The organism is Microcoleus sp. C2D2 (genome assembly GCF_036702495.1).
GTDB lineage: Bacteria > Cyanobacteriota > Cyanobacteriia > Cyanobacteriales > Microcoleaceae > Microcoleus.
Map to the genome: position 1 here is coordinate 97,009 of NZ_JAUBTO010000005.1, position 25,627 is coordinate 122,635.

Annotated in this window: 17 protein-coding genes; 8 read left to right on the forward strand and 9 right to left on the reverse strand. The window is 45.4% G+C overall.

Annotation, left to right across the window (positions count from 1 at the left end):
* Positions 1-153: 153 nt before the first annotated feature.
* The 5 genes from QUB61_RS03310 (at position 154) to QUB61_RS03330 (ending at position 8,286) form a co-directional block, all read left to right on the forward strand.
* Complete coding sequence (locus tag QUB61_RS03310; protein WP_333123573.1) at positions 154-1,467, forward strand: glycosyltransferase family 2 protein; 1,314 nt, start codon at positions 154-156, stop codon at positions 1,465-1,467.
* A 151-nt stretch (positions 1,468-1,618) separates the two neighbouring features.
* On the forward strand, positions 1,619-2,866 hold the full coding sequence (locus QUB61_RS03315) for a glycosyltransferase (RefSeq protein WP_333123576.1): 1,248 nt from the start codon (positions 1,619-1,621) through the stop codon (positions 2,864-2,866).
* Positions 2,863-3,654, forward strand: a complete 792-nt coding sequence (locus QUB61_RS03320) for an ABC transporter permease (protein ID WP_333123577.1) — start codon at positions 2,863-2,865, stop codon at positions 3,652-3,654. The genes QUB61_RS03315 and QUB61_RS03320 overlap by 4 nt, the downstream gene beginning before the upstream one ends.
* A complete protein-coding gene (locus tag QUB61_RS03325; protein WP_333123580.1) occupies positions 3,655-5,727 on the forward strand; it encodes an ATP-binding cassette domain-containing protein in 2,073 nt (690 codons plus the stop codon).
* 135 nt (positions 5,728-5,862) lie between these two features.
* Positions 5,863-8,286, forward strand: coding sequence for a sulfotransferase (locus tag QUB61_RS03330; protein ID WP_333123585.1), 2,424 nt, complete (start codon positions 5,863-5,865; stop codon positions 8,284-8,286).
* Positions 8,287-8,342: 56 nt separating this feature from the next.
* Here QUB61_RS03330 and QUB61_RS03335 read toward each other — a convergent pair whose 3' ends face one another.
* From QUB61_RS03335 to QUB61_RS03360, 6 genes are all read right to left on the reverse strand, one after another.
* Positions 8,343-9,563, reverse strand: a complete 1,221-nt coding sequence (locus QUB61_RS03335; protein WP_333123588.1) for an NAD(P)/FAD-dependent oxidoreductase — start codon at positions 9,561-9,563, stop codon at positions 8,343-8,345.
* A 7-nt stretch (positions 9,564-9,570) separates the two neighbouring features.
* Entirely contained in the window at positions 9,571-9,939 is a 369-nt protein-coding gene (locus QUB61_RS03340; RefSeq protein WP_333123591.1) for an aspartyl protease, read from the reverse strand.
* Positions 9,936-10,253, reverse strand: a complete 318-nt coding sequence (locus QUB61_RS03345) for a hypothetical protein (protein WP_333123593.1) — start codon at positions 10,251-10,253, stop codon at positions 9,936-9,938. Before QUB61_RS03345 ends, QUB61_RS03340 begins: the two co-directional genes overlap by 4 nt.
* 272 nt (positions 10,254-10,525) lie before the next feature.
* A complete protein-coding gene (locus QUB61_RS03350; RefSeq protein ID WP_333123596.1) occupies positions 10,526-12,190 on the reverse strand; it encodes a response regulator in 1,665 nt (554 codons plus the stop codon).
* On the reverse strand, positions 12,187-12,582 hold the full coding sequence (locus QUB61_RS03355; RefSeq protein WP_333123599.1) for a response regulator: 396 nt from the start codon (positions 12,580-12,582) through the stop codon (positions 12,187-12,189). The genes QUB61_RS03350 and QUB61_RS03355 overlap by 4 nt, the downstream gene beginning before the upstream one ends.
* A 312-nt stretch (positions 12,583-12,894) precedes the next feature.
* A complete protein-coding gene (locus QUB61_RS03360; protein ID WP_333123601.1) occupies positions 12,895-18,882 on the reverse strand; it encodes an AAA family ATPase in 5,988 nt (1,995 codons plus the stop codon).
* A gap of 695 nt (positions 18,883-19,577) precedes the next feature.
* Between QUB61_RS03360 and QUB61_RS39750 the strand changes: the two genes are divergently transcribed.
* Positions 19,578-19,700: a transposase gene (locus tag QUB61_RS39750; protein ID WP_445300171.1), complete on the forward strand. Its 123-nt coding sequence runs from the start codon at positions 19,578-19,580 to the stop codon at positions 19,698-19,700.
* A 384-nt stretch (positions 19,701-20,084) separates the two neighbouring features.
* Here QUB61_RS39750 and dxs read toward each other — a convergent pair whose 3' ends face one another.
* Together dxs and QUB61_RS03370 are read right to left on the reverse strand one after the other, a co-directional pair.
* Positions 20,085-21,992 (reverse strand): 1-deoxy-D-xylulose-5-phosphate synthase, encoded by a 1,908-nt coding sequence (gene dxs, locus QUB61_RS03365; RefSeq protein WP_333123604.1) that lies wholly within the window; start codon positions 21,990-21,992, stop codon positions 20,085-20,087.
* A 456-nt stretch (positions 21,993-22,448) separates the two neighbouring features.
* Positions 22,449-22,667: a hypothetical protein gene (locus QUB61_RS03370; RefSeq protein ID WP_333123607.1), complete on the reverse strand. Its 219-nt coding sequence runs from the start codon at positions 22,665-22,667 to the stop codon at positions 22,449-22,451.
* A 162-nt stretch (positions 22,668-22,829) separates the two neighbouring features.
* Between QUB61_RS03370 and QUB61_RS03375 the strand changes: the two genes are divergently transcribed.
* The gene (locus QUB61_RS03375; protein ID WP_445300610.1) at positions 22,830-23,012 is read left to right on the forward strand and encodes a helix-turn-helix domain-containing protein; all 183 of its coding nucleotides are present in this window, start codon (positions 22,830-22,832) and stop codon (positions 23,010-23,012) included.
* 17 nt (positions 23,013-23,029) lie between these two features.
* A complete protein-coding gene (locus QUB61_RS03380; protein WP_333123611.1) occupies positions 23,030-23,254 on the forward strand; it encodes a helix-turn-helix transcriptional regulator in 225 nt (74 codons plus the stop codon).
* A 110-nt stretch (positions 23,255-23,364) separates the two neighbouring features.
* On the opposite strand, the gene QUB61_RS03385 is transcribed toward QUB61_RS03380, so the two are convergent.
* Positions 23,365-25,545 (reverse strand): thioredoxin domain-containing protein, encoded by a 2,181-nt coding sequence (locus tag QUB61_RS03385; protein ID WP_333123614.1) that lies wholly within the window; start codon positions 25,543-25,545, stop codon positions 23,365-23,367.
* Positions 25,546-25,627: the final 82 nt, after the last annotated feature.

Below are 25,627 nucleotides of genomic sequence, written 5' to 3' on the forward strand. Positions count from 1 at the left end.
GTAACCTCCAATCCTCAATCCCTTGGCTTTGCTTCGCCGCCCAATTCGCAATTACCAATTCCCGACTCAATTAACGAAAAGCAGATTGGTGATTGGAGATTAAAGTTACTAATCAATTTTCAAATCTCAAATTACCCATTACCCATTAACAAAATGAACAGGGAAAATCCTACTGTCAGTGTCATTATTCCTAGTCACAACCGAAGTTATTCGCTGCGACGGGCGCTTGATGCACTGCACTCGCAGACTTATCCGATCGACCTCATGGAAGTTACTGTAGTTGCAGATAGCTGCATTGACGATACTTTGGCAATGCTGCAAGACTACAAAGCTCCGTTTAAACTAAATGTGATCGAGGTAAATTGTGGAAGCGCTTCAATCGCCCGCAATACGGGAGCGGCTTCGGCTACCGGGCAATTGCTACTGTTTCTGGACGACGATATAGAAGCGCTGCCGCCTTTGGTAGAAAGCCACGTTCGCACTCACCAAGAGCGTCCGGGCTGTGCGGTCATGGGCCCTTATCCGCCTAAGATGCAAGGAGCAACTAGGTTTTTTGACGTGGAAGTGCGAGCGTGGTGGGAAGACAAATTTTATCAGATGAGGCAACCCGATCACCGATTCACCTATCAAGATCTGCTCAGCGGCAACCTTTCTTTCGATGCTGAACTGTTTGCCCGTCTTGATGGCTTTGATTCGGCTTTCGGGAACTGCGGCGGGGAAGATTACGAGTTGGGAGTGCGATTGCTGAAAGCTGGCGTATCTTTTGCTGTGGCGGAAGATGCTGTTGGGTATCATTACGAACATGAAACTAACAATCTCGATCGCTCTTTTCGCAGAGCTCGCCAGGAAGGGCGATCGTATGTTTTAATCGGTCAGCGACACCCGGAACTCAAGCCGACTCTGCACGTAGGGGATTACGAAACTCCCTACTCTCTGGCCGATAAGATTTTGGTCGCCCTGGTTTTTTACTGGCCGGCCGCTGTAGATTTACTGGCTGCTGGACTGAGACGGTCGCTAGATTTGCTAGAAGCTGTGGGGATGCGGGGTACTTGGCGGTGGCTGCGGACTAAACTACTGGGTTACTCGTACTTGCGGGGCGTGATGGATGAGTTGAAAACTCGATCGAACATTTCTAGTTTTATACAAGAAGGCCCGGTCCGCGCAGATTTGGGCGGATACGAAATAGAAATCGACTTGCAGCAAGGTTTGGAAGCAGCAGAACAAAAGATTGATGTCGAAAGACCCGCTGGCATTTACCTGTACTACGGCAAACTGACAATCGGTCACATACTTCCAGAAGTCGGCGCCGAACCGCTACGAGGGGTTCACCTGCGAAGGATTCTGGCACTGCATTTGGCGGAACCGCTGGCGAGAGCGATCGCGGTTAACGGTATGCCGCGCGGTTCTGAGTCGATCGAATCAAAGCCTTTTGTTGCTTCGGAAGAGCGTGTTTTGGCAGTTAAATAATGGGTAATCGGTAATTGGTAATCGGTAATCGGTAATTGGTAATCGGTAATTGGTCAGAGTTAGTAGTTTTTCTAATAACAAATGCCCCATGCCCAATGCCCCATGCCTCATGCCCCATGCCCTATTCAAGTCGTATTTTCAGGAGAAATTCATGGCAATAAAAGTGCTTGAAATCGAGTTTACTGAAGAGATAAATCCGATTAGGGGACTAGAAAGATATGAAAAAGTCCGCATCTTGGTTCGCTACCGGGGACAGCCGATCGGCTGGGCTTATGTTGATAACAATCCCTGGCAGCAAACAATCTCGGCCGATCGAGTGCGACAAACAATTGTGGAGCAGATGGGCAAGGAGTTGATGCGAGCCAGTTTGGCAGAGCAGTTAGCCCCGGTAGCAGCAGATTTCGATCGAGAACTGCCGCCCATTAGCGTTGTCATCTGCACGCGCGCTCGCACCGATTTGCTCAAAAATGCCCTGGAAGCAATTCTCGCCCTAGACTATCCAAACCGAGAAATTATCGTTATAGACAATGCTCCTGCCAACAGCAGCACCGCTGAATTGGTCGCGGGATTGCCTGTACGCTACGTTAGGGAAGAACGACCAGGATTGAACTGGGCTCGCAATCGCGCGATCGCTGAAGCCAGCCACGAGATTATTGCTTTTATTGACCCTGATATGCGGCCCGATCGGGGTTGGCTGCGGGGTATCGCTGCGGGCTTTGCTGACCCGGAAATTATGGCAGTTAGCGGTTTGGTGGCGCCGGCGGAACTGGAAACAGAGGCTCAAATTCAATTTGAATTCGGTTACGGGGGAATAGTGCAATACCTCCACCGCTTTAAAGTTGAGGGTAGCAAGCTCTCGGTGCGGGAGTTGCTGTGGGCGAAATATTACGGCGTTGGGGCGAATATGGCTTTCCGCGTACAAGTGTTCGAGGCTGTTGGCAATTTTGACCCGGCTTTGGATGTGGGGGCGGCGACTCGGGGCGCTGGGGATATTGAGATGTTTCACCGGATTTTGGCTAAGGGATACGCGACTTTTTATGAGCCGAGAGCCTTGGTGTGGAAGGTACACAGACGCAGTGGCAATGCTTTGAGTCAGCAGCTACGGGACAACGGGCAGAGTTTTGGGGCTTATTTGCTGACGTGCGATCGCAACCGCACTGTGCCGCGCCTGGAAATTTTGAAATTTGCCATCTTTAATTGGCTCGGTTGGTGGCTGCTACGCCGCTTGGGGGATCCGGGTGGGCTGCCGCGCAAGTTGGTAGTCAGCGAGTTGCTGGGAGCTCTCGACAGTCCTTTTGCTTACAGAAAAGCGCAGTTGCAGGCGCAGCAGTTAGCTGAAATTGAGCCGGAAGAGCAGCTACAGTCGGAACCTGAGCAAGTCGCCGGAGGTGTGCGGTGAGAAGTGTTCCAAGGCTGGTTGACAGGCGCAAAATCGCTCATTTCTTCGATTTGCTGCGGGTGTTGGTCGATCGCGATATGAAATTACTTTACAAGCGATCGACTTTGGGGATTGCTTGGACTTTAATCAATCCGCTGTTGCAGTTAGCTGTATTTTCCTTTGTGTTTCGCTCTGTTGTACCGATTAACATTCCGCAATTTTCTTCCTTTGCTTTCAGCGGTTTGTTAATCTGGAGTTGGTCTCAAACCGCATTATTTCAAGCAACGGGATTAATTACCAGCAATAAAGCGCTAATCAGACAGCCGAATTTTCCCACGGCAATTTTGCCGGTAGTCACGACTATGACGGGGCTAATTCACTTTCTGTTAGCTTTGCCGGTGTTAATTATCTTTCTGGCAGTTGATGGCGTTCAGCCGAGTTCAGTGCTGTTTGTATTACCCCTGCTGATGGTTATTCAGTTTGTTTTGACAGTCGGTTTTGCTTATCCCCTCGCCGCTTTGAATGTCACTTTTCGCGATACTCAGCACACTTTGGGCGTCCTTTTGCAGATGCTGTTTTACCTAACTCCGATTTTCTACGACCTCAACAGCGTCCCGAAAGAATTTCAGCTTTTCTATCAGTTAAATCCGATGGTGCCACTGCTCGAAGCTTACCGCGCCATACTGCTCAAAGGTACGCAGCCGGATTGGCAGGCGCTGTTAATTATGAGCTTGGCTGTGGCTGTTATTTTGCCGATCGGACTGGGAATTTTTAGACGGCAAAGCAATACTTTTGTGGAGGAATTGTAAATGCGTCAGGCTATTGTTGTCAAGGGTTTGGGGAAACGTTTCAACCGCTACAGTGCCGATCGACCTTATACGATTATGGAGGCTGCTTTATCGGGTTGGGGGCGGATGAAACCGCAGGCGCGTTTTTGGGCCCTGCGGGATATCAATTTCACTGTTTCTCCGGGGGAAATGCTGGGAATTCTCGGCAAGAATGGCGCGGGAAAATCGACGCTGCTGCAACTTCTCGGTGGTATCGGCACCCCTGAGGAAGGAACTATTAAAGTTAACGGCAGAATTGGCGGTTTGTTAGATTTGGGTGCGGGTTTTCACTCGGATTTAACTGGTCGAGAAAATGTGCTTGTGGGTGCGGTGGTGGCCGGTTTGACACGCCGGGAAGCGGCGCGCCGATTTGACGATATTGTGGAATTTGCAGAGTTGAAACAGTTTATTGACAGCCCCATGCGCACTTACAGTACGGGGATGCAAATGCGGCTGGCTTTTTCGGTGGCGGTTCATACGGACCCGGAAGTGCTGTTAATTGATGAACATTTGTCGGTTGGTGATGTGGCTTTTCAAACTAAATGTTTGAACAGAATTACGGAGTTTAAGACTCAAGGATGTGCGATTGTTTTGATTTCTCACAGCGCGGCGCAAATTCAGAAAATGTGCGATCGGGCTTTGTGGCTAAAATCCGGTGAAATCATGGCTTACGGGGAACCGGAAGTGGTTGCAGGTCAGTATTTGTCGTCCAGGCGATCGGAAACTGAAAAACGCACTCCCATGCGTCCTCCTGAAGTTACAAGTACGGGTTCGCAACTGCGAGTTAATGAAAATCGCTTCGGTTCTTTGGAAGTAGAAATTACGGATGTCAAAGTGTTGCCGGATGAAGAGATAAATACTGGTGATGGTATTACTATTGAAATTCATTATTCTGTGCCGAAGCCGATTGCTGCTGCTATTTTTGGCGTGACAATCAGCCGGGAAGACGGCCAAAGCTGTTTTGACACTAATACTAATCAAATGGGTCGGTTGCTACCGCTGGCGTTCGGTAAAGGCACAATCCGCCTGCACGTAGACAGGCTGGATTTAGGAAACGGTCAGTATTACGTGAATGCTGGGGTTTACGAGAAGAGTTGGGCTTACGCCTACGATTATCACTGGCACGTTTATCCGCTGTACGTGCGATCGACTGTACACCAAAAAACGATTCTTTGTCCGCCGTACCGCTGGGAATTTGACGGCAAAATGCAGGTGGCGGATTTACCCGAACCAGCCGCTCAAACTCACGCTATGAATAAGAATAATCCCGGGTACGCCAAGATTTCGACTCAGTTGAAAAATAAGCAGAAACCAGACTTTTTAATTATTGGCGCTCAAAAGTGCGGCACGGAACCTCTATCCGGCTATCTCGCAAATTACTTGCAAATTATTAAAGAAGGTTCCCGCGAAATTCACTTTTTTGAATTAAATTTCGAGCGCGGTTTTGAGTGGTACAGCAAGCAGTTGACGCGCAGTGTGGCGGGTGATAAGGTATTGCTGTGGGAGATGACTCCTTACTATATTTATCATCCGTTGGTGGCCGAGCGGGTTTACAAGTTTTGCCCAAATGTTAAGCTGATTGTAATGTTGCGAAACCCGGTAAAACGAGCGTGGATGCACTATCATTTAGAAGTGGCGATCGGCTGCGAAAAGCTGGATTTTGAAAAGGCGATCGCTTCAGAACCCGATCGGCTAAAAGGTGAAATTGAAAAAATCAAAGCCGATGAGGGTTATTACAGTTTCAATCACCAGCATTATTCCTATTTGTCGCGAGGAATTTATGTCGAACAAATCAAAAATTGGCTCGACTATTTTCCCCGGGAACAGTTGTTGATTCTCAAGAGCGAAAATTTTCAGGCAATTCCCGGCAAAGTATTTTCAGAAGTGTTAGATTTCTTGGACATTAGTGCCAGTGCAATTAAAGAATATGAAATTAATAATATCGAGGATTACAGCAAAATGCCGCCAGAAATCGAACAACAATTGACAGATTATTTCAAACCTTACAATCAGGAACTTTCCGAATTGTTAAAAGAGGATTTTACTTGGACTTAGGAAAAGAGTTTTTAACCGCAGAGAGGGTACAGAGGAACAGGAATCCTACCTCTTTATTCTCTTCCTCCGTGTCCTCTGCGCTCTCTGCGGTTAATAAAAAAAAGCTCATTCACAAACAATTTATAAAGTATAAAAATGAAACGGATATTTTTAGTCGGAGCCCCTCGCACTGGCACAACAATTCTTCAAAGTTTATTAGCCGCTCATCCCGAAGTTATTTCTTTTCCTGAATCTAAGTTTTTTCACTATTTGCTGTACGATCAGTTGGCGGGAAAGTTGCCAAATAGGATGGAAGCTTTTTTTAAGGATGAGATTAAGCGTCCTGAACTTTTGAAATATTTTGATGACAGTCAAACTGTCGAAACTAAAACTAGTTGGTTTGTCGGAGTTTTGGATGGTTTGGCTGCGGAACAAAACAAAAGCATTTGGTTGGAAAAAACGCCGGAACACATATATTTTATTGATGACATAGAGCGCTTGGTGCCGGATGCAAAATTCATACATATTTTGCGAAACGGTATGGATACAATAGCCTCTCTGTATGAGGCTACTTGTAGTCTTAACGAATTGTGGGGCCCTGGTTGGGATTTAAACCACTGTATCGAGCGCTGGGAACAGGCGATGTTAATTAGCCACAAATATGTTAATAAATCAAATCATATATTAGTTAAATATGAGGAGCTTTTAGACGACAAAACAAAATTTTTAGGAGAAATTTGTAAATTTCTGGGCATTGAATATGACGGCAAAATGCTCGTTAATTATCAAGAAAAAGCCGCGAAGCTCAGTTTAAATCTACCTTGGCATAAAGGAATTGAGAGAGATATTAAAACGAGTAACGTTCACAAATATCATAAAAATTTTAATAGAAATGAAATCCGATCTATTTTAGATAAGATTAAGCGAGTAAAGGGTGAAATTGCCTCGAAAGTTGCGGTGGAAGTGAGCGAACCAATTTCTGATATTTGCGCTCTTGGGCAAATATGCGAGATCCTGTGCTGTACCATCAAATTAGAAGGAATCCAACTCGGTATTATTGAATTGCCAGTCTGCGAGGGCATGGTTGCGGCTTCGGTGTTGGCGGATGCGATTGCAGACCAGTTTGCTTGGCAAATTATCGATCGCTTCTTCCAACGCAATAGCTGCGAAAAAGGCAATAAATTGTCGGAAACTTTGCTGGAACCATTGCAGAATAAAAATGAGTGGACGCTATTTTTGCAAGAATTATGGGGGCGTCCCGATTGGGATTTGGAGGAATTCTACAAGCCAGAAATAGCAGAGGAAGTCCCAACAATTACCATCGAAAAAAAATTGATTGCCTTAGAAGTTAGCGAGGAATTTGCTAATATAAAAGTTGAGTTCTCGGAAATAGACGTGCTGGTGAAAGTAGGCGGCGTTGCTGTCGGTATTGTCACTGTTGCGGTGGAAAATAATTTTGTTTCTGCTCAAAAATTGCGATCGACAATTACTCTAAATAGCGGTTTTGAGTTGTGCGTCGCCACAGTGCGAGAAGCCTTGCTGGGAAAACCCCTCAACGGCACGATGTCGCTGCGATCGCGCTTAGCCTCTTCTGCTAAACAAAGGCCGGATTTGCACGACTCGTTGAATGCACCCGGTGCAGGGGGCATTTACCCCCAAAATGCCGTGATGTTCGGCAGGCGATCGGGTGCCGCTGGAACGAGTGTCAGCCGCCGGGCAGCACTCCCGGCGGCGGCGCTGCGGGAAATAGAGTCAGCGGCGGCAATCGCGGGGGAACCGACAAGGCAAATTCCCCGAGAAAACGAGTTTCCAAAGCAAGTATTTTACGCACCGGAAATCATTTTGCCAAAAGCGCCGTATAGAGAAGTTTCTCACTCCGTGAAACCTCAAGTTTTTGACAATCATAGCGTTACAGAAACGCTGCCGATTCTCGCCTACCACCGCATTTCTCCTGACGGTTTAGAGGCAATTACTCCGCAGGTTTTTGAACAGCACTTACAATATCTCAAAGATCGTGGGTATTACAGTGCGAGTTGGCAAGATTGGCAAAGCGCCAAACAGGCTAGAACTCCTTTACCCGGTAAAGCTGTATTGATGACTTTTGACGGCGGCTATCTCGACTTTTTCCAATATGCTTGGCCACTGCTAAAACGCTTTGATTTTACAGCAACTCTTTTTCTAGTAGCCGAGTCGATAGGAAAGACAAATAGTTGGGAAAAAGCCGAATTTGAAGAAGTGCAGCTAATGGGATGGCCGGAAATTTGGCAACTGCAGGATGCAGGGATTGTATTCGGTTCTATGTCTGCTACTCATCAACCTCTGACTCCATTGTCGCCGACAGAAATTGTGCGGGAGGGGGCGAAATCCCGTGCTATCTTGGAACGGGGATTAGAGAAATCTGTTAAATGTTTTGCCTATCCTTACGGGGATGTCGATCCAATTGTAGCGCATTTAATTGGAGCGAGTGGGTATACTTTTGGTGTATCATATAGGTCAAGTTTTAGCAGCTTTGACGATGCTTTACTGTCGCTGCCGCGCCTTCAAGTTACAGCAGAAAATACCTTACAATTAGATTTGTAGGGTGCATCAGCCAGCGCGATTTTTCCCTCAACTAACAATCTGTCTACTCACGCACCTTACAAGTGAAATTGCTTAATCCATCCCTTGATTTTCCGCTGCAAATAACCGCCTAACCCTCGGGAAATCTTCTCAAACTTATAATTAAATAAAATATCCATAACATCTTCAGTTTTCATATACTTTAAATAAGAAATCATTTTATCTGTCAGTTCATCATTAACATCATCGATATATTTTCTCACCGCCAACCTTTCTGAAATATTCCATTTCTTATCAAACTTGCGGTGCATTTCCGTCTCATAATCCCGAAAATCTGAGATTTTCCCCTCCAAATAGCTTTGAATATATTTCCCCGCTATTTCCGCACCATCCATCCCGTGTCTAATCCCTTCGCCGCCCAAAAAATTTACTGTCGAGACAGTATCACCGATCGCAATTATATTATCCTTGCAATAAATATCCTTCAAACCAGGACTGTACTTCAGCGTCGAACCGTGTTTGTCAATAATTTTATAATTTTTAGACTTCAGATATTCATCAATCAGTAAATCAATATATTTTTTCAGCGGTGACAAATGCCTCACCGTTTTCGGATCTAAAAAAATGCGACCAGCACCAACTTTCAGCCTGTTTGGTTCCATTGGGAATATCCAGGAATAACCCTTCGGCATCCATTTATCGCCCAAAAAGAAGATTAAATCACCCCTGTACTTATTGTAAACTTCTGGCTCTACTTCAATTAAATATTCGATTCCGGTTCCCGACAAAAAATCTGGCTTATCCTTCTCTTTTTCGTACATAATCGCCCTAGCAAAGCCAGTAGCATCAACCAATACTTTCGTGCTAACTGTGATAATTTGACCGTCGGATAACTGTTTAAATTCTACGGTTGTTTCGCCCTTGGCTTGTGAATGTCGGGTGTAGCGATAACCAAGCCAAACTTCACCGCCAAATCGCTCAGCTTCGCTGGCCAAAAATGCTCTAAATTTAGCAAAGTTGAGAACAACTCCCAAGCTTTCGGGAGACTCCCAACTTTGACTGACTTTGGTAGTTTCAATAGTAAGTTTGTGCCAAAAACTGCCGATAACAGATTCGGGTAAATTGAATTTAGAAAGGGTTTCTAGAGGCGTGGCGGCGCTGGAAAAGTCATTTTTATTAAAATTATCGTTTTGCTCTGCCAGCAAGACTTTGTGGCCGGATTTGGCTAGCATTCTCGCACAGTGGCCGCCTGCTGGGCCTGCTCCTACTATTACTATGTCAAAACTTTTTAAATTCATCTTGCTTTTAACTAGCTTCCAATGTCAAAATACCCGCAGACATATCAACTACTAACCGCCGACTTTTCAGCCACTGGCGACCGATTAAAATTTCCGGTACTCCGTCACCCACATGAACGGGAATGTCAAACTCTTGCTCATCTATACGTACTTTTCCTGCATAAATATCGAAATTGAATTCTCCCTTAGCTGTCCGCATTTTTTGTCGCCTAATATAAATCCAATCAAGCCCTTCTAAATCCTGACTGTCCATTGCTAGCCAGCCAGAAAAACCTGTATCTAGTAGGACATCAACAGGTAATTCTAAGCCGTTATCAGCAATCAATTCTACTTCAAAAAATAGCTCGTCTTCATCACCAAATCTTCCTGCAATCATATCGTGCCGCACGCCCCTGTATGGTTGATGCGGAAAAGAAACGGGATAGCATTTGGGTGTTTCTGGCGGCACATTTTGGTAGCCACCATATCATCTTTGTCGATAAAATAGTCTCCGCTGTCGGGTTCAACCGCCATGTACCAGTTGTAGTGGGTTTTAATCAATTCTGGTTTTAGGCGATCGAAAATGGGTTTGCAGCGTTGATAAAATGCTTCTCTTTCGGCTCGCCACTGGGCTTTTTTTTCTTCTGACCATTGAATTTCGGGGAACAATCTTCCCCGCCGCACGGTACGATTTGGTTTCACGTTAGTCATTGTTTTTTCTCGCTTATGGTAGCTTTTCTCGATCGTATTGTACCACAAGATCCGGTTCGAGCTAAGCTGTTGCGGCATTTAAATTGTATGTTAAAGAACAATCAAACTCTTGTGGGGTGGGCGTCCCGCCCGCCCTGAATATACAATTAAAATGCGCGACAGCTTATCCGAAAGACGTACAATTTAGTTTTGAGGTATTTTTCACGGGTTATCTTGGCAAATAAAATATCATTTCGAGCGATAAAATATTCCCTGCAGGGAGTAAGTTTGGGTTAAGCACACCGTTTCAGATAGCTTTGGGCAACACAATCGCTGGGATTTCTTTCCAAACACATACCGAACAGGAATTTGGCATCCTCGATCGAGCCTTGATAGTAGCGAATCAAAGCTAATTCAAAAATCGGTTTCGTTTCCAATTTAGCTTGTTTTTGGGCTGGAGGATCGGCCTCAAATACCTCAAACACCCCCACTTTTTGAGATTTTCCTCGAACTTGCACCTGAGCGACGAAGCGCAGGGCATACTTCATCGGTTCTTCGATCCCAGCTAAGGTGGTGTGGGAAATCAGAAACGGAACTTGGTAGACTTTTGTTAATTGTTGGAGGCGCGAACCGAGATTAACTGCATCGCCAATGACGGTGGTATCGATGCGAAAGTTACCGCCTACTGTTCCTAGCCTCAAATTTCCTGTATTGATGCCAATGCCAATTTCTATGGGTTGGCGGTCGAGCAGTTGTCGGCTGAGGTTGTATTCAGCGAGGATTTTCAACATAGTCACTCCTGCATTCACCGCACTATCGGCACTCACTTCAAACAGTGCCATGATTTCATCACCAATATATTTATCAATAAAACCACTATTTTCAATAATTGCAGGTTCCATGCGCCGGAGATAGCCATTGATAAACTTAAACGTATCTTCTGGGGTCATTTGCTCCGAATGGGTTGTGAAAGCACGGATATCGGCAAACAAAACCGACATTTTTTTCTCAATAGATTCTCCCAGTTTAATTTCGTTGATATTTGTTCGAGCCAGAAATTGCAAAAATTGACGGGGAACAAATCGGGAAAAAGATTCATTAAGTTGGAACAATTCTTGGGTAAACTGTTCTCGTTCAGCTTCAGCTTGTTTGCGCTCGGTGATATCATGAAAAGCCGCGATCGCCTGAGAAATTTTGCTTTTTTTATCCCGAATGGGTGTAGCCGAGACTTCTAAAGGAACGATCCGATCGGGGTAACGAATTTCGATATCCTCAGCACGAACTGTTTCCCCGGCTAAAGCGCGCACGATCGGCGATTTCTGTGCGGGATATAATTCCTCAGTTCCCCCCTGATAAATTTTGAAATCCGTTGAACCTTGCTCGATTTTGGTTTCAGGTAAAATGTCTAGCTGGAGTAATTCCTTGGCTTTCTGATTGGCATAAGTTATTTTTCCCGCATTATCGTGAACTGTAACACCAATGGGCATTGCTTCTAAAATCTGAGTCAGCCGACGTTCATTTTCCCGCAGTTGAGCATTCTGTTCTTCGAGTTTTTTGCTTCGCCAATACTTGCTGAGAGCTTCTTTAACCGTCAGATGGAGATCCGTAGCATCCCAGGGTTTGGCAATATAACGGTAGAGATTAGCTGAATTCACAGCATTGCCCACTGCATCTGCTGCGGCTTGACCTGTGAGCATAATCTTCAATACATTGGGATATTGGGCATGAATCTGACAGAGGAGTTCGTCGCCTTTCATTCCCGGCATCAGATAGTCAGAAACAACCGCAGCAGTTTCGATACCTTCTGCTTGCAGTTCTTCGAGAAGTTCGAGGGCTTCTTCACCGCTTTGGGCCGCTTCAATCTGGTAATCTTGACCGAAGTTTCTTTGTAATTCCTCAGCAAGACCTTCCAACAGCATCGGTTCGTCATCTACCACAAGAATTGCTAGTTCGTTCATCCTAATTTCAGGGCTGTTGTGATGGTTTCGAGCAACTCTTCTTGCCGCCACGGTTTATGAATGCAGCAGTACAGATTAGCTTCCCGCTTGGCTCGTTCAATAGCTTCCCCATCGGCTTGTCCGGTTAACAGAATCTTTGTAATATCGCCGAATTGCTGGTGGACTTGAACTAAAAACTCGTCTCCCCGCATTCCGGGCATCAACCAATCAGAGACAATTACAACAATCTTGACTCCCCCGTCAGTTAGCTCTTCAATAATTTCTAGAGCTTCCTCACCACTTTCGGCAGCTTCATACAAAAATTGCTCGCCAAAGTGACGGCTAATTTGCTCTTGAAGAACTTCTAGGATAACTATTTCATCATCAACACAGAGAATTGCTACTTCAGTCATATTTTTAGGGTTATCGAATTGAGATTATGTCCGGTCATCTAAGCATTATATGTTTGTACTATGGACTTCAGTTCTTTGTTACGGATTTGAGCAAAATGCGGACGCGCATTCCTCACTACAAACCTCTTTTGTTACGGTCACTCGACCGGATAAGCTGTTGTGCATTTAAATTGTATGTTGAGGGCGGGCTCTCCTGCCCACCCCACAAGAGGAAAAATTTATTTTACCATGCGATTTAAATGCGGATTAGCTTATGATATGAAATGGCAGTCAAAGACGAGCTTAAAAAAATCATTGATTTTGTCATCTATATTACCCCATAGGCAGTGTCACCGTGAAGGTAGTTTTGCCACACACAGAGGCAAAAGTAATTGTTCCCTGATGTTTTTCCACGATCTTTCTGACAATATCCAGCCCTAAACCGCTCCCTTCTCCTGCTGGTTTGGTAGTGAAGAAAGGTTGAAAAATTCGCTCTTGAATATCTGGAGAAATCCCACAACCCGAGTCTGTGAGTTCTACTACAATATTTCGCTCTTTCTGATGCACGCCGATTTCCAGCGTCCCTTTGCCATCCATAGCTTGAACTGAATTGTGAATTAAGTTTGTCCACACTTGCACGAGTTCGTCGGGATAGCAAGGAATCTCTGGAACGGGTTGATAGTGACGAGTGACCTCGACACCTTTCTTGAGATAATTGTGATACAATTCGAGCACGGTTTCAATGTTGTCAGTAATCTGAACCGATCGTTTTTCCCCAGTGTGGTCGTAACGAGCGTAGCTCTTGAGGGCGAAGACTATTTTTGAAGCTCGTTCGACGGCGTTGTTAATGTTTTGGCTGTTGGCTTGCAGGCGGGCGATATCGTAGGCAATTTGTACGATTTGATTGGCTTGGGCCGTTTGCAGCAAAGACAGTTGAGAGTCAAAACTCTGATGTATTCCTCCTTCTGTTAGCAGGTGAGCCAGTTGTTTGGCATTGGCAATGTGATGAGATTCAAGCTGTTGAGTCAGCGTGCGTTTAATTTGGCGTTTTTCGCGGGTACTGAGGCTGGATTGACTGCTCAGAGCTTGTTTGAGGACGCTGAAAAAGTCGGCTTGCTGTTGCTCGGTGAGTTGGGGCAACAGTTGGGGCAGTTGAAACAACGAGGCTTCTAAGGCTTTATCCGTGTTGCCGATCGCGGCGCGAATTGCTCCCAAAGGCGTGTTAATTTCATGGGCTACCCCGGCCACCAGTTGTCCGAGGGCAGCCATTTTTTCCGATTGAATTAGCTCGTTTTGAGTGGCTTGGAGAGTGTCGAGGGTGTTTTTCAATTCCCGAGTCCGATCGGCAACTTGATGTTCTAAAGTTCGGTTGTAGTTTTCGAGAATTTTCTGAGCCTGTTTGCGATCGCTGATGTCGAAGAAAGCGGCGATCGCATATGCAATCTTGCCTGTATCATCAAAAATTGGCGTGGTGGAAACTTCTAAGGGAAGTATCTTATCTGGTTGGTGAAGTTCTAAATCGTCTGCTTTGGCAGCTTCACCGGCTAGGGAACGCACGATCGGCAGTTGGTCAGTGGGGTACAAATCCTGGGTGCCGGCACGATAAATTTGATATCCTTTGGCTATTTGCTCGGTTTTGGATTCTGGTGCTATGTTGAGGCCGAGTAACTGTTGTGCTGTCTGGTTGGCATAGTGGAGTTGTCCTGTTGGTGAGTGGATAGCGACACCCACAGGCATTGCTTCTAGGAATTGAGTCAACCGTCCTTCGCTTTCTTTAACTTCGGCGTAGAGTTTGGCATTGGCGATCGCGATCGCCGCTTGCCCCGATAATAGTTGGATAATTTCCAATCTGTCGGGGGTAAAGGCTTCTGTGGTGAGATTATTTTCCAGATAGACAATGCCGCCCAGTTGACCTTGATTAATCAGCGGCGCACATAAGATAGATTTGGTTTTATTCGCTTTGATGTATGGGTCAAGTGTAAATTTGCCTTGATTTGCCGCATCGTTCTTGACAACTGTTTCTCTTGTACGGGCAACATAGTTGACGATCGATGCGGGTAAGCGGTTGTCAATGGGGATTGACTGCAATACGTTGATGCGATCGGAATCCACCTCCCCAGAGGCTTCGATCGCCCATTGCCCTGCTTTGTCCAAAATCAGAAAGCCTGTTTGCGCCCCAGCATTTTCGATGAGAATCTTCATCAAGCTGGCAAGTAACTTATCGAGCACAATTTCAGCGGAAATGGCTTGAGAGGCTTTCATGACGCTGGCGAAATCTAACGCTTCACCTGACTGACTACCACTTGTGGACTTGATAGTTGTCGTCGAGGTAGAGGTAATGCTTCTAGTGGCAGATGATTTGGGAAGTAACTGCGGGTATTTTGCTTCCAAATCCTCAACCTTAGCTTTGGCTCCCCAACGTGTGTAGGCGTAGTGTGCCTCTTTCATATAAGTTTGGGCAATCTTTGTCCTGCCACGCTCTAGATAAAACTTGGCGGCTAATTCATAAGCTAATGCTTCTTCCTGGATATATTCATTTTCCTTAGCACCAGATATAGCTCGTTCATAAAATTCTTCAGCTTCAACAACTTGCCCCAAGACCCGCGCCTTCTCTGCCTCTACCAAATAAAATTTATGCAAAAAATTCATCGGGGCATGATGCGCCCATCTTTGCATCTTTTCTTGGTTAGTGTTAATCCGATTAAGCAAAGCTTCTTTTTCAGAATTTAAAGCATTAGTAAATACGCTCAAATGAGCTAGAGAATCATAGAAATGGAAAAGCGACACAGCCATCAAGGCTGTCACATTACCCAAATACTGTTCTGCCAAAACAGCATTTTGTGCAGCTTGACGATAATCACCAAATAAATAACAGAGGATAATCTTATTTAGATACAAGCAGTGCAACTCAATTCTGTCATTTATTTCAATGGCAAGGGGGAGTGCTAGCTCTTCATTGTAAGCATCACCACTTAATAAAGTAGGGTTCTCTTCCTGGCCCAGTAAGTTACGAACTGCCTGCAAAAATATTGCGATCCAATTAAAGGGTCTTTCCCGCCTTATTTGACTAATGGCTTTACTATAATTCGATATTTTTTGTTCTATCTCAGTAAGTTCGTGACCGATAAAATATGAATGATAGCCATTTAAAAATGCCGAGTAGCCAGCATATTCAAAATCTCCCATTTCCATCCCGCTTTGATAGGCATCAATCAGAGTAGGCAGTGTTTCCTTGAAATGCTCTTTCCAATGGATTACGAAGCCTCCAAACACCTGCAATGTCTTACACTTGATGTCCTTGATATCTAGCAACTCAAGTAACTTTAAACTCAATCTACCAAAACTGTAACCAGAATCAATGTCTTGAACTACCCCACACAAAATTAATCCGTAACCAACATAAACAAATGGAGACCAACGTGAATTACCATATTTGATAGATAAATTCACCTGTTCGCACATCATAAGTATAAACAGTGCTGGCGCAGATGCTAAAGCACTAGCAGCTATACTCGAAAAGATAAGTAGGGCTGCCTGCTTATCCGGTTCAATCATTAAAGGTAGGTTAATTAAATCTTCAATGTCTCGATCGCCAACGAGTGAAGCCGTTTTTTCGAGTCCTCTTTGAACATCCCACTGGCTCGGATCTTCTGGTAAGCTTATCCCTAACTGTGTCAGTGCAATAAGGCTAATTTGAATTCCTTCTTTTATTTTACTTTGTGCACCAGCCGCTTGAATTTTTACATCATAAACTTTTACTTTGTCCAGCACAGTTTTAGCACGATTTAATACTACTTCTGCCAGGTGTTCCATTTTTGGAAAGTCGCCATTGAGATATGCTGCTTCTGCGGCTTCTTCGTGTAGCGCTAAAGTTAAGCCATAGTTACTCTGCCAACTATCTACATTTAGTAGGTTTAGTCCTGTATTCAAATAGTCAACGGCTGCCACATACGCTGTTGCAGCTTTAGCTTTTTTGCCTGCCATCAAATTTAGTTGGGCAATTTTATCTCGTTCGGCTCGATCGGTCACAATTTCGACGCCTAGATTGAGGTGATCGACGATTTCAAATATCTCCTCTGATACGGCTTTCGGATCTGTATTCTGCAACAGTAGCCGACCAATTTGTAAGTGAACTGCTGTTTTTTGCGCTTCATCAATCAAGGCATACCCTGCTTGTTGAACTCGATCGTGCAGAAACTTGTAATCCTGAATTAACAGTTGAGTATCTAACTCAGAGGTGGGCAAAATCAATCCTGATTGAATTGCCGTCACCAGATCGGGGAAAACGGCCTCTTTGGATTTTTCACAAACAATAGAGATAGTGGTTAAATCAAAACAAGCCCCGACACAAGCTGCCAAGCGTAAAACTTGCTGTGTGGATTCTGGCAGTTTCTTCAAGTTGCCAATCATCAACTCCACTACATTATCAGTAATGTCCTGTGCTTCAATGTTTGAAATATCCCACACGAAGGCGTGACGCTGAAAATCAAAAGTTATTAAGTTTTCGGCGTGCAGGGTTTTCAGAAATTGATTGGCAAAGAATGGATTGCCAATTGTTTTCCGATGAACCAGTTCTGCTAAAGGTTTTACCGACTTAGTGTCGCTATGCAATGTATCAGCAATTAGCTGATTGATATGTTCTAATTCTAACGGTGCTAAGGTAATAAAGTTGATAGTTGCTCCCCGGTTACGCAGCCCATCAAGCATCATCATTAACGGATGAAGCGGGTTGACTTCGTTATCCCGATACGCCCCAATTAGGAAGAGATATTGCGTCTCATTATCCACCATCATCAGTTCGATCAACTTGAGAGTGGCAGAGTCTGCCCACTGCAAATCGTCCAGAAAAATAACCAAAGGATGCTCTTTTGTACAAAATGCTCGGATGAACTGACCAAAGACGAGATTAAAGCGATTTTGCGACTCGGTTGGACCTAACTCAGGCACGGGTGGCTGTTTGCCGACAATCAGTTCTACTTCGGGAATTACATCAATAATGACTTGTCCGTTAGCACCCAATGCTGCTAGAAGTTTTTCTCGCCATTGGGCAAGCTGTGAAGAGTTTTCGGATAAAAGTTGTCGCACTAATCCCTTAAAGGCGCTGACAATAGCTGAGTAGGGAATATTCCGCTGAAATTGGTCAAATTTCCCTTCTGTGAAATAGCCGCGCAGTCGAGTATTTGGTTTATGAATTTCGGCAACTAGGGATGATTTTCCGATACCGGAATAACCCGCTACCAACATCATTTCGATCGCCCTCTCGTACCCCGAGGATGCTGCGGTATTCTCTTCTCCGGGCAAATTTTCCCAAGTCTCCCGAAGAACGGGGGGTTGGGGGGAGCGTCCGCCCCCTGCTGCTACTCGCTCAAAAGCTGTTAGTAAAGTTTCAATTTCTGCCTCGCGTCCGTAAAGTTTTTGGGGAATTTGAAACTTATCAGAAATATCCTTGGATGCGAGCCAGAAGCAAGATATATTTCCTGTTTTCTGTAACTGAGATAGACAATTCTCCAAATCTGTTTTGAGTCCCCAAGCACTTTGATACCGTTCCTCTGCCGTTTTTGCCATCAGTTTCATCACAATATCTGAAACCGCTTTGGGAATTTCTGAATTAATCTCACAAGGCGATACCGGCACTTTAGCAAGATGACAATGCACCAATGAGAGCGCATCAGCAGACTCAAATGGTAGCTTGCCGGTAAGTAGTTCGTAGAAGGTGACGCCGAGGGAGTAAAAATCCGTGCGGTAATCTAGGGAACGGTTCATCCGTCCCGTTTGCTCCGGCGACATATAGGCTAAAGTCCCTTCTAAAACATTGGGATTTTTTAGGGTAGGATTTTCGCGGCTTAACTGAGTGGAAATGCCAAAGTCGATGATTTTGAGAATTCCCGTTTCTGGATTGAAGACGATATTGGAGGGGTTGATATCTTTGTGGATAATGTTGCTGCTGTGAATTTGACCTAAAATTTCAGTGATTTTGATGGCTATTTTGAGAAATTCAGGGAGAGAAAAGTTAGAATTTGACTCAATATGACTGTCGAGCAGTTGTCTGAATGAGAATGCACCAAAATCCTCAAGGATGATGACTAATGTTCTTTGATATGGTTCTAATCCATAAGTCTTAACTATCCCCTCTCGATCTAAGCTGCAAGTGATTTCATATTCCTGTTTGTATCGAGTGAGTTCCGCAGGTGTAGGATAGTCTTCTTTGAGTACCTTGAGGATAACTGCTCGATCGTCCTGTTCTCGGCTAGCTCGATAGACTGCGGAATTAGCACTTTCGTAGATTTGTGCCAGAATTTGGTATCCAGGAAATTTCATCATAAGTCGCCGTCAAAAATTGTGTGGTAATTGATTGTAAACCTCGCCCGGAGAGAGTTTTCCGACATCTGCGTGAGGTTTTTTCGATCGCTTGCACCCAATAATCCGGCTGGATAATGTTTAAACTCCCGATGTCAGGGTTTTATAGTTTAAGAGGCAGTCAAATTGACCACCATCTGTCAAAATAAGAATGTATGGCTGACGGTGTTTTTTCCGTCGGAAACCTCTAACCTAAAATTAGTAAGGTCTTTACCTTATAACAAAATATTTTCTTTATGTCAATAAATTTATCAATAAAGAAAATATTTTAGCCGAGTTATACCAGTTTCTCAAAAGTATGCTACAAGAGCCTGAGTGTTTAAAGATGATTTTATGAAAGTAAACTACCAAGAAAGAATTGAGGCAACTGTAACTGAGTTAAAAATAATTCTACAGCGACAGCGAACGATAACTCGCCCGACAAAAAGTTCAGGCACTTTATTGGTTAAAATCTGGGTCACGCCGCACGCCGCGAGCCGGAGAGCGAGGTAGCTGAACTTTGGCTCCTTGCATAGAATTACTGTTTAAAGATGGTTAAAGCAATATAGTAATGGCGGTTTATTATAATTATTAAAGCTGCGCCGCTCGACTGGGAGACGAGCGAGTAAGTTCCCAAGAAGTAATGTCCGGAATATCAACAAAATAGTAACAATCTCAAAATTTCCGACAACGTTTTACTAATTTTTCTACCACTATACAGTTCTGAATTGAATTCTATCGAGAGAGTATGGCAACATATAAAACGAGAATTGAGCTGGGAGATTTATGAAAATTTAGATTAAATTAAAGAAAAAGTCCGCGCTTTTATTGAAATTTTATCAAGGGAGACAATCGCATCGATAACCGGATGGGATTACATTCTATCGGCACTAAATACGCTCGGCAGGATTTTAAAGAAATGGTATTAGATAGTGTCCGATCGATTAACCATAATATCCCGGTCGGGGCGGGTTTTTGAGATGGGAGATTGTGGGCAGGTATTGTTGGTGAACCCGCCCCTACAAAGCGGTCGCTCGACCGGACATGATATTAGATAGTGTCCGGTCAATTCCCTCAGCAACGCGCTTCGCTTCGCCCGCACTTAAAACAGTTTGTAGTGAGGACTTTAGTCCTCACTACAAACCTTACATGGACCGGAGGCGATATTAGCTCCGGATTCTAGATATTTACACGCTGACGGGCGACTGTTTGCGGCTGAATGTTGCCAAAATGCGATCGCACATTTGCGACGGAGTTAAACCCAATGTTGCAAAGGATTGTTCGGGGCTTGCATGGTCTACCAATTTATCTGGTACGCCCAGCCTCATTACGGGAACAACTACATTGTTGTCGAGCAAAGCTTCGGCTACTGCTGAACCGAATCCGCCCATCAAACAGCCTTCTTCTAAAGTGACAACTTTGCCGATCCGCTGTGCTAAAGGCAGGATTAATTCGGTGTCCAAAGGCTTGACAAAACGCGCATTGATGACTGTTGCTTCAATGCCGTGCTCGCTCAGAATCTCGGCGGTTTGCATCGCCGGATAAACCATTGAACCGTAACCCAATATCAGCAAATCGTCGCCGTTGCGGAGAATTTCGGCTTTGCCGATCGGCAACTCTTCCCAACCTTCTTCCATCAGAGGCACGCCGTAACCGTTGCCCCGCGGGTAACGCATGGTAATCGGGCCGCTGGTGTGGTTGATTCCTGTGACTACCATCCGCTGCAATTCTGCCTCATCTTTTGGCGCCATAATTGTCATATTTGGCAGGCACCGCAAGAAGGCAATGTCGTACATTCCTTGGTGAGTTGGGCCGTCAGCACCGACAATTCCGGCTCGATCCAAACAGAAGAAAACTGGCAAGTTTTGGATGCAAACATCGTGAATTATTTGGTCGTATCCCCGCTGCACAAATGTCGAGTAAATTGCCACAACCGGGCGCATTCCTTCGCAGGCTAAACCAGCGGATAAAGTCACGGCGTGCTGTTCGGCAATTCCTACATCAATGTACTGTTTCGGCAGTTTTTCCTGAAGTTTATCCAAACCTGTTCCGGTTGCCATAGCAGCGGTAATGCCGACCACTTTCGGATTATTTTCTGCTAGCTTTACCAGGGCGTGGGCAAAGACTTTCGAGTAAGCGGGAGGCTTGGGTTTGGTGGAGGGAATGCCTTTGCCGGTGGCTAAGTTAAAGGGATTTTGGGCGTGATATCCTACTTGGTCTTTTTCGGCGATCGCATATCCTTTGCCCTTCACCGTCACCACGTGAACCAACACCGGTCCTTGAATGGTATGAGCTTGTTTGAAAGTGGTAATTAATTCTTCCAAATTGTGTCCGTCTACCGGGCCCATGTAAGTAAAGCCCAATTCTTCAATTACGGCTCCAACTTTCGGCACGGCCAAGCGTTTCATGCCTTCTTTGAGGCGTTCCATTTCTGGGGTAAAAGTTTCGCCGACAAAGGGAATGTGCTTGAATTGTTCCTCTAAGTTATCTTTGAGAAACTGCACCGGCGGCGAGAGTCGCATTTTGTTCAAATAGCGGGTAATGGCGCCGACGTTGGGCGAGATTGACATCTCGTTGTCGTTGAGTACAACTAATACATTAGTTTTCGGCATATGGCCCGCGTGGTTGATCGCTTCGAGTGCCATGCCACCAGTCAATGCGCCGTCGCCAATGATCGCCGCCACTTTGAAATTTTCGCCTTTGAGGTCGCGCGCCATCGCCATCCCTAAAGCTGCTGAGATGCTCGTGGAAGCGTGACCGGCGCCAAAATGGTCAAATTTGCTCTCGCAGCGCTTGAGATAGCCTGCAACGCCGTCTTTTTGGCGCAGGGTGTGGAATTGGTTGTAGCGGCCGGTTATCAATTTGTGAGGATAAGCTTGGTGGCCGACATCCCAGGTAACTTTGTCGCGATCGAGGTCGAGTGTTTGGTAGAGTGCTAAGGTCAGTTCGACTACACCCAATCCGGGGCCGAGGTGACCGCCGCTAGCGGCTACAGTTTCTAAATGCTTTTCTCGAATTTGTCGGGCAATTTGTTCGAGTTGATGAATCGAGAGGCCGTGTAATTGGTTTGGGTGAGTCAGTTCGCTGAGATGCATATTTTAAAATCTTGCTCCTGTGAATCAGGACGAATCCTTAACAGATATAGGTTGTGTCTGCCACGTTGGGTACGCGCCAACGTTAGAATAGTTTAACGGTTATTTGAGAAAAACTGTTAGCCGTAAGATTTTTGTTATTTTTGGCCTTGTAATTATAGTTAATAAATTGTGCGCCGTCAATATAAAAAAAGCTTATGTTGTTAGTTGCTAAGGGCTAGTTGTTAGCTGCATGGAGATTCTTAAGCATTTAAAGCTAATTAAGCCCACCTAAAAAAATAGAATACTCAGATACCCGACTTCTTTAAGAAGTGGGGTATCTAACAGAAGAACGTTTGACGTTTAATTAGAGCGACCTACTTACTTTTTGTCAGGAAGGGACGAGCTCCCTTTTCTATTAATCGGTTTTCCAGTTAAAAGAAAAAAGGATCTCGCTCCCATCAATTACAACACTTGCTCTCATTGAGCCGATCGAACTTCTGGCAATTTCTCGGCCCCAGTCGTATCGAAAACGATCGCGTGTTTGGCCGCCGGCAACAACCGCCGTAAAATCTGCATATATCCCTCAGCATCGCCCCGGCGGTGGAACCGAGCAACTACCAATCGCTGCATATTCGGCAATTGCCGCACGATACACCAGGGATGAGGGTTTAATTTGGGCTTTGATGTTGGTATCATAGGAAAATAGTTCCCCGCGTTTGCGGGGTTCGGTAAAAAAGCGATCGCCCTTAAGTTTTCGACGCTAAGAGGGCGATCGTTTTAAGTTATTCTTATATATAAGGTTGATACCAACCTGTTGTCAAGGGCAAAATGGGGCGAGTTAGACTAAAGATTCGAGAGTTGGCAGAAGAAAAGGGCTGGACGCTGCAAGATGTGGCAGATCGCTCTGGGGTTAATTACAACACGGTTAAGGGCTATGCTAGACGGGATGACGGTTTGAGTACGGTTGACCTTAGCGCCGTTCAGAAGATCGCCCTTGCTTTTGACGTAATGATTGAAGATTTGGTCGAGTTTTTGGAATAGTAGGGGCGATCGCACTAATGGGCTACGTTAGACTGCGGATTCGAGAACTAGCTGAGCAAAAGGGTTGGACTCTAAAGCAAGTTGCCGATCGATCGGGAGTGAATTACAACACTGTTAGAAGCTACGTTCAGCGCGATGCTTTGAACACGGCCGATATTTCTGCTGTCTACAAAATAGCCCGCGCCTTCGACGTGACAATGGAAGATTTGGTCGAGATTTTGGAAGATGGAGTGGCGGACTGAAGATGCGAACCCTTCCCAGTAGAAGATAATCTACTTCTTCCTTCTGCTTCCTCCTTCTTCCTTCGCGTCCTTCGCGTCTTCGCGGTTCAATAATATAGACAGTATTAGTGCTAAACCCGCGTTTGACTTTGCACAATTTCTGCCAATAACCGCTCTTGACTTTTCGCCGGTTCTTTGCAAGTCAAACACTCGCAAACTAACCCGATAACCCCCTCAGGCAAATCAGCCTCAATCTGAAAAACAGCAGTCGGATAATACTGCGAAATCAACCGCGAAATTTGGTCGGGTGACGTGCGAATCAGCGTAGAATGCTGATACCAATCCAGAGCACCAAGTAGACTCGGACAAGCTTGCGGAGAATCTTGTACAATACTGCTGAAAGCTTGCAAACCTTCTTGGGCGCGATCGAGATATTCTAGATGCGGGCCCAGCAGTGCGAGGCGAACCAAAGAGGCGATCGCAATTCCATTAGCCGCCGGAGTTGCATTATCTATATAGCTGCGTTCCCGCACCAACAAATCTCCGCTAGCATCCTTAGCAGTATTGTAATATCCTCCCAATTCTACGCTCCACAAAAACTCATCAAACTCTTCTTGCACCTGCACAGCTTTCTCCAACCAAAACTGAGAATTCGGCAACTGTTTTGCCTCTTCCCCCTTTCCTAAAGTCAAACTCGCTTGATGCAAATCCAACAAAGCTTTCACAAACAAAGCATAATCTTCCGACTGCGCAGTCACAGCAGATTGTCCGTCATAATTCAACCGTTGAAACCGCCCATCCGTCCACTGATTGTCTAAAATAAAATTAGCAGCTTTCACCGCTAATTCCAGATATTCCCAATTCCCAAAAACAGCCGCAGCGCGGGCTAAACCCGAAATCATTAAGCTATTCCAAGCAGCAATCATTTTCGTGTCAGTAACTGCCGGAATTCTACCCGGCCAACTGCCGTTTTTAGCTTCTTGATTGTTGCGGGCTGGCGGAAAGGTTTTTACAGTATCGGGATTGCCACCGTAGCGAACTTGAAAGAGTTTAGCCAAAGCCCTTTCTACCGTGTCGCTCAGTTTTCCCGGATGGCGGCGCTGCAATACATTCTTGCCTTCAAAATTCCCGCTACGGCTAACAGTAAACTGTACTTTTATTTCCGCCAATTCCTCAGCAGTTAATAGTGGTTCCAGTTCGGCGTAAGTCCAGACATAAAATGCTCCCTCTTCCGGTTCTGACCACCCCGTTGCCCCCCCTTCGGAAGCGGGGGTTGAATTTTCTGCCCCCCCTTGGTAAGAGGGGGTTGAATTTTCTGCCCCCCCTTGGTAAGGGGGGGTTGGGGGGGTAAAGCTGTCAGCATCTTGTGCAGCATAAAAATAGCCTGTGGGCGCGGTCATTTCTCGCTTCAACCATTCTACTGTCCCCGCAATCGCAGTTTCAAAAGCCGGTTCTTGTATTCCCGCGCTCCACAAATTTGCTAAATACTCAACAATTTGACCGTTGTCGTAGAGCATTTTTTCAAAGTGCGGCACAGTCCAAGTCGCATCAACCGTGTAGCGGTGAAATCCGCCTGCTACGCGATCGTAAATGCCGCCCAATGCTAAGTCTAATCCGCGCTGAGTGCAGACTTGTTTGCTGTCGTATTTTGATTCAAAATTAAATCTAGTTCCCCGCAGTGCGAGCTCAGCATAAGGTATCATCGGAAAACTGGGCCCGGGGTTTTGGCCGGCCACAATTCCGGTGTTGAGTTCTAAGCCTTTTTGAAATATTTCGCGATTTAATTCGGCGGTTGCTCCTGAGAGCGCTGCCGTCTGTTGGAGGTTGCCTAAAATCTCTGCTTTGAAGCTTTCTATTTTGCCTTTTTCTGTGTCGTAAAAGCGGCGAATTGCTTGCAAAACTTCTAAAAATCCCTGCCGTCCGTAGCGGGGTTCTACGGGGAAATAAGTGCCTCCGTAGAAGGGAACTCGCTCGTCTGGAGTGAGAAAAACGTTGAGCGGCCAACCGCCTTGACCGGTCATCATTTGCAAGGTTTGCATATAAATGCTGTCGATATCTGGGCGTTCTTCGCGATCGACTTTTACGGGTATAAAGTGCGAATTCATGTATTGGGCGATCGCGCCATCGGAAAATGCTTCTCCTTCCATCACCGTACACCAGTGGCAGCTAGAGTAGCCAATTGACAGGAAAATCGGTTTATTTTCGCTCCGGGCCGCTTCTAACGCTTCATCGCACCACGGCCACCAGTCGATCGGATTTTCGGCGTGTTTCCGCAGGTAAAGGCTTTGGGATTGAGCAAGACGGTTGACCATAATCAAATATACTTTAACTCGTGCTGGGTAAGCTTGTCAGTTATTTAGCAGTTTAGCGCGAGATGTTTTAGTTTCGCTGTTG

Bases quoted from the DNA above. Each gene is read 5' to 3' on its own strand.
- QUB61_RS03310 (WP_333123573.1), top strand. From the start codon at position 154: ATGAACAGGGAAAATCCTACTGTCAGTGTCATTATTCCTAGTCACAAC.
- QUB61_RS03315 (WP_333123576.1), top strand. From the start codon at position 1,619: ATGGCAATAAAAGTGCTTGAAATCGAGTTTACTGAAGAGATAAATCCG.
- QUB61_RS03325 (WP_333123580.1), top strand. From the start codon at position 3,655: ATGCGTCAGGCTATTGTTGTCAAGGGTTTGGGGAAACGTTTCAACCGC.
- QUB61_RS03330 (WP_333123585.1), top strand. From the start codon at position 5,863: ATGAAACGGATATTTTTAGTCGGAGCCCCTCGCACTGGCACAACAATT.
- QUB61_RS03335 (WP_333123588.1), bottom strand. From the start codon at position 9,563: ATGAATTTAAAAAGTTTTGACATAGTAATAGTAGGAGCAGGCCCAGCA.
- QUB61_RS03340 (WP_333123591.1), bottom strand. From the start codon at position 9,939: ATGATTGCAGGAAGATTTGGTGATGAAGACGAGCTATTTTTTGAAGTA.
- QUB61_RS03345 (WP_333123593.1), bottom strand. From the start codon at position 10,253: ATGACTAACGTGAAACCAAATCGTACCGTGCGGCGGGGAAGATTGTTC.
- QUB61_RS03350 (WP_333123596.1), bottom strand. From the start codon at position 12,190: ATGAACGAACTAGCAATTCTTGTGGTAGATGACGAACCGATGCTGTTG.
- QUB61_RS03355 (WP_333123599.1), bottom strand. From the start codon at position 12,582: ATGACTGAAGTAGCAATTCTCTGTGTTGATGATGAAATAGTTATCCTA.
- QUB61_RS03360 (WP_333123601.1), bottom strand. From the start codon at position 18,882: ATGATGAAATTTCCTGGATACCAAATTCTGGCACAAATCTACGAAAGT.
- dxs (WP_333123604.1), bottom strand. From the start codon at position 21,992: ATGCATCTCAGCGAACTGACTCACCCAAACCAATTACACGGCCTCTCG.
- QUB61_RS03370 (WP_333123607.1), bottom strand. From the start codon at position 22,667: ATGATACCAACATCAAAGCCCAAATTAAACCCTCATCCCTGGTGTATC.
- QUB61_RS03380 (WP_333123611.1), top strand. From the start codon at position 23,030: ATGGGCTACGTTAGACTGCGGATTCGAGAACTAGCTGAGCAAAAGGGT.
- QUB61_RS03385 (WP_333123614.1), bottom strand. From the start codon at position 25,545: ATGGTCAACCGTCTTGCTCAATCCCAAAGCCTTTACCTGCGGAAACAC.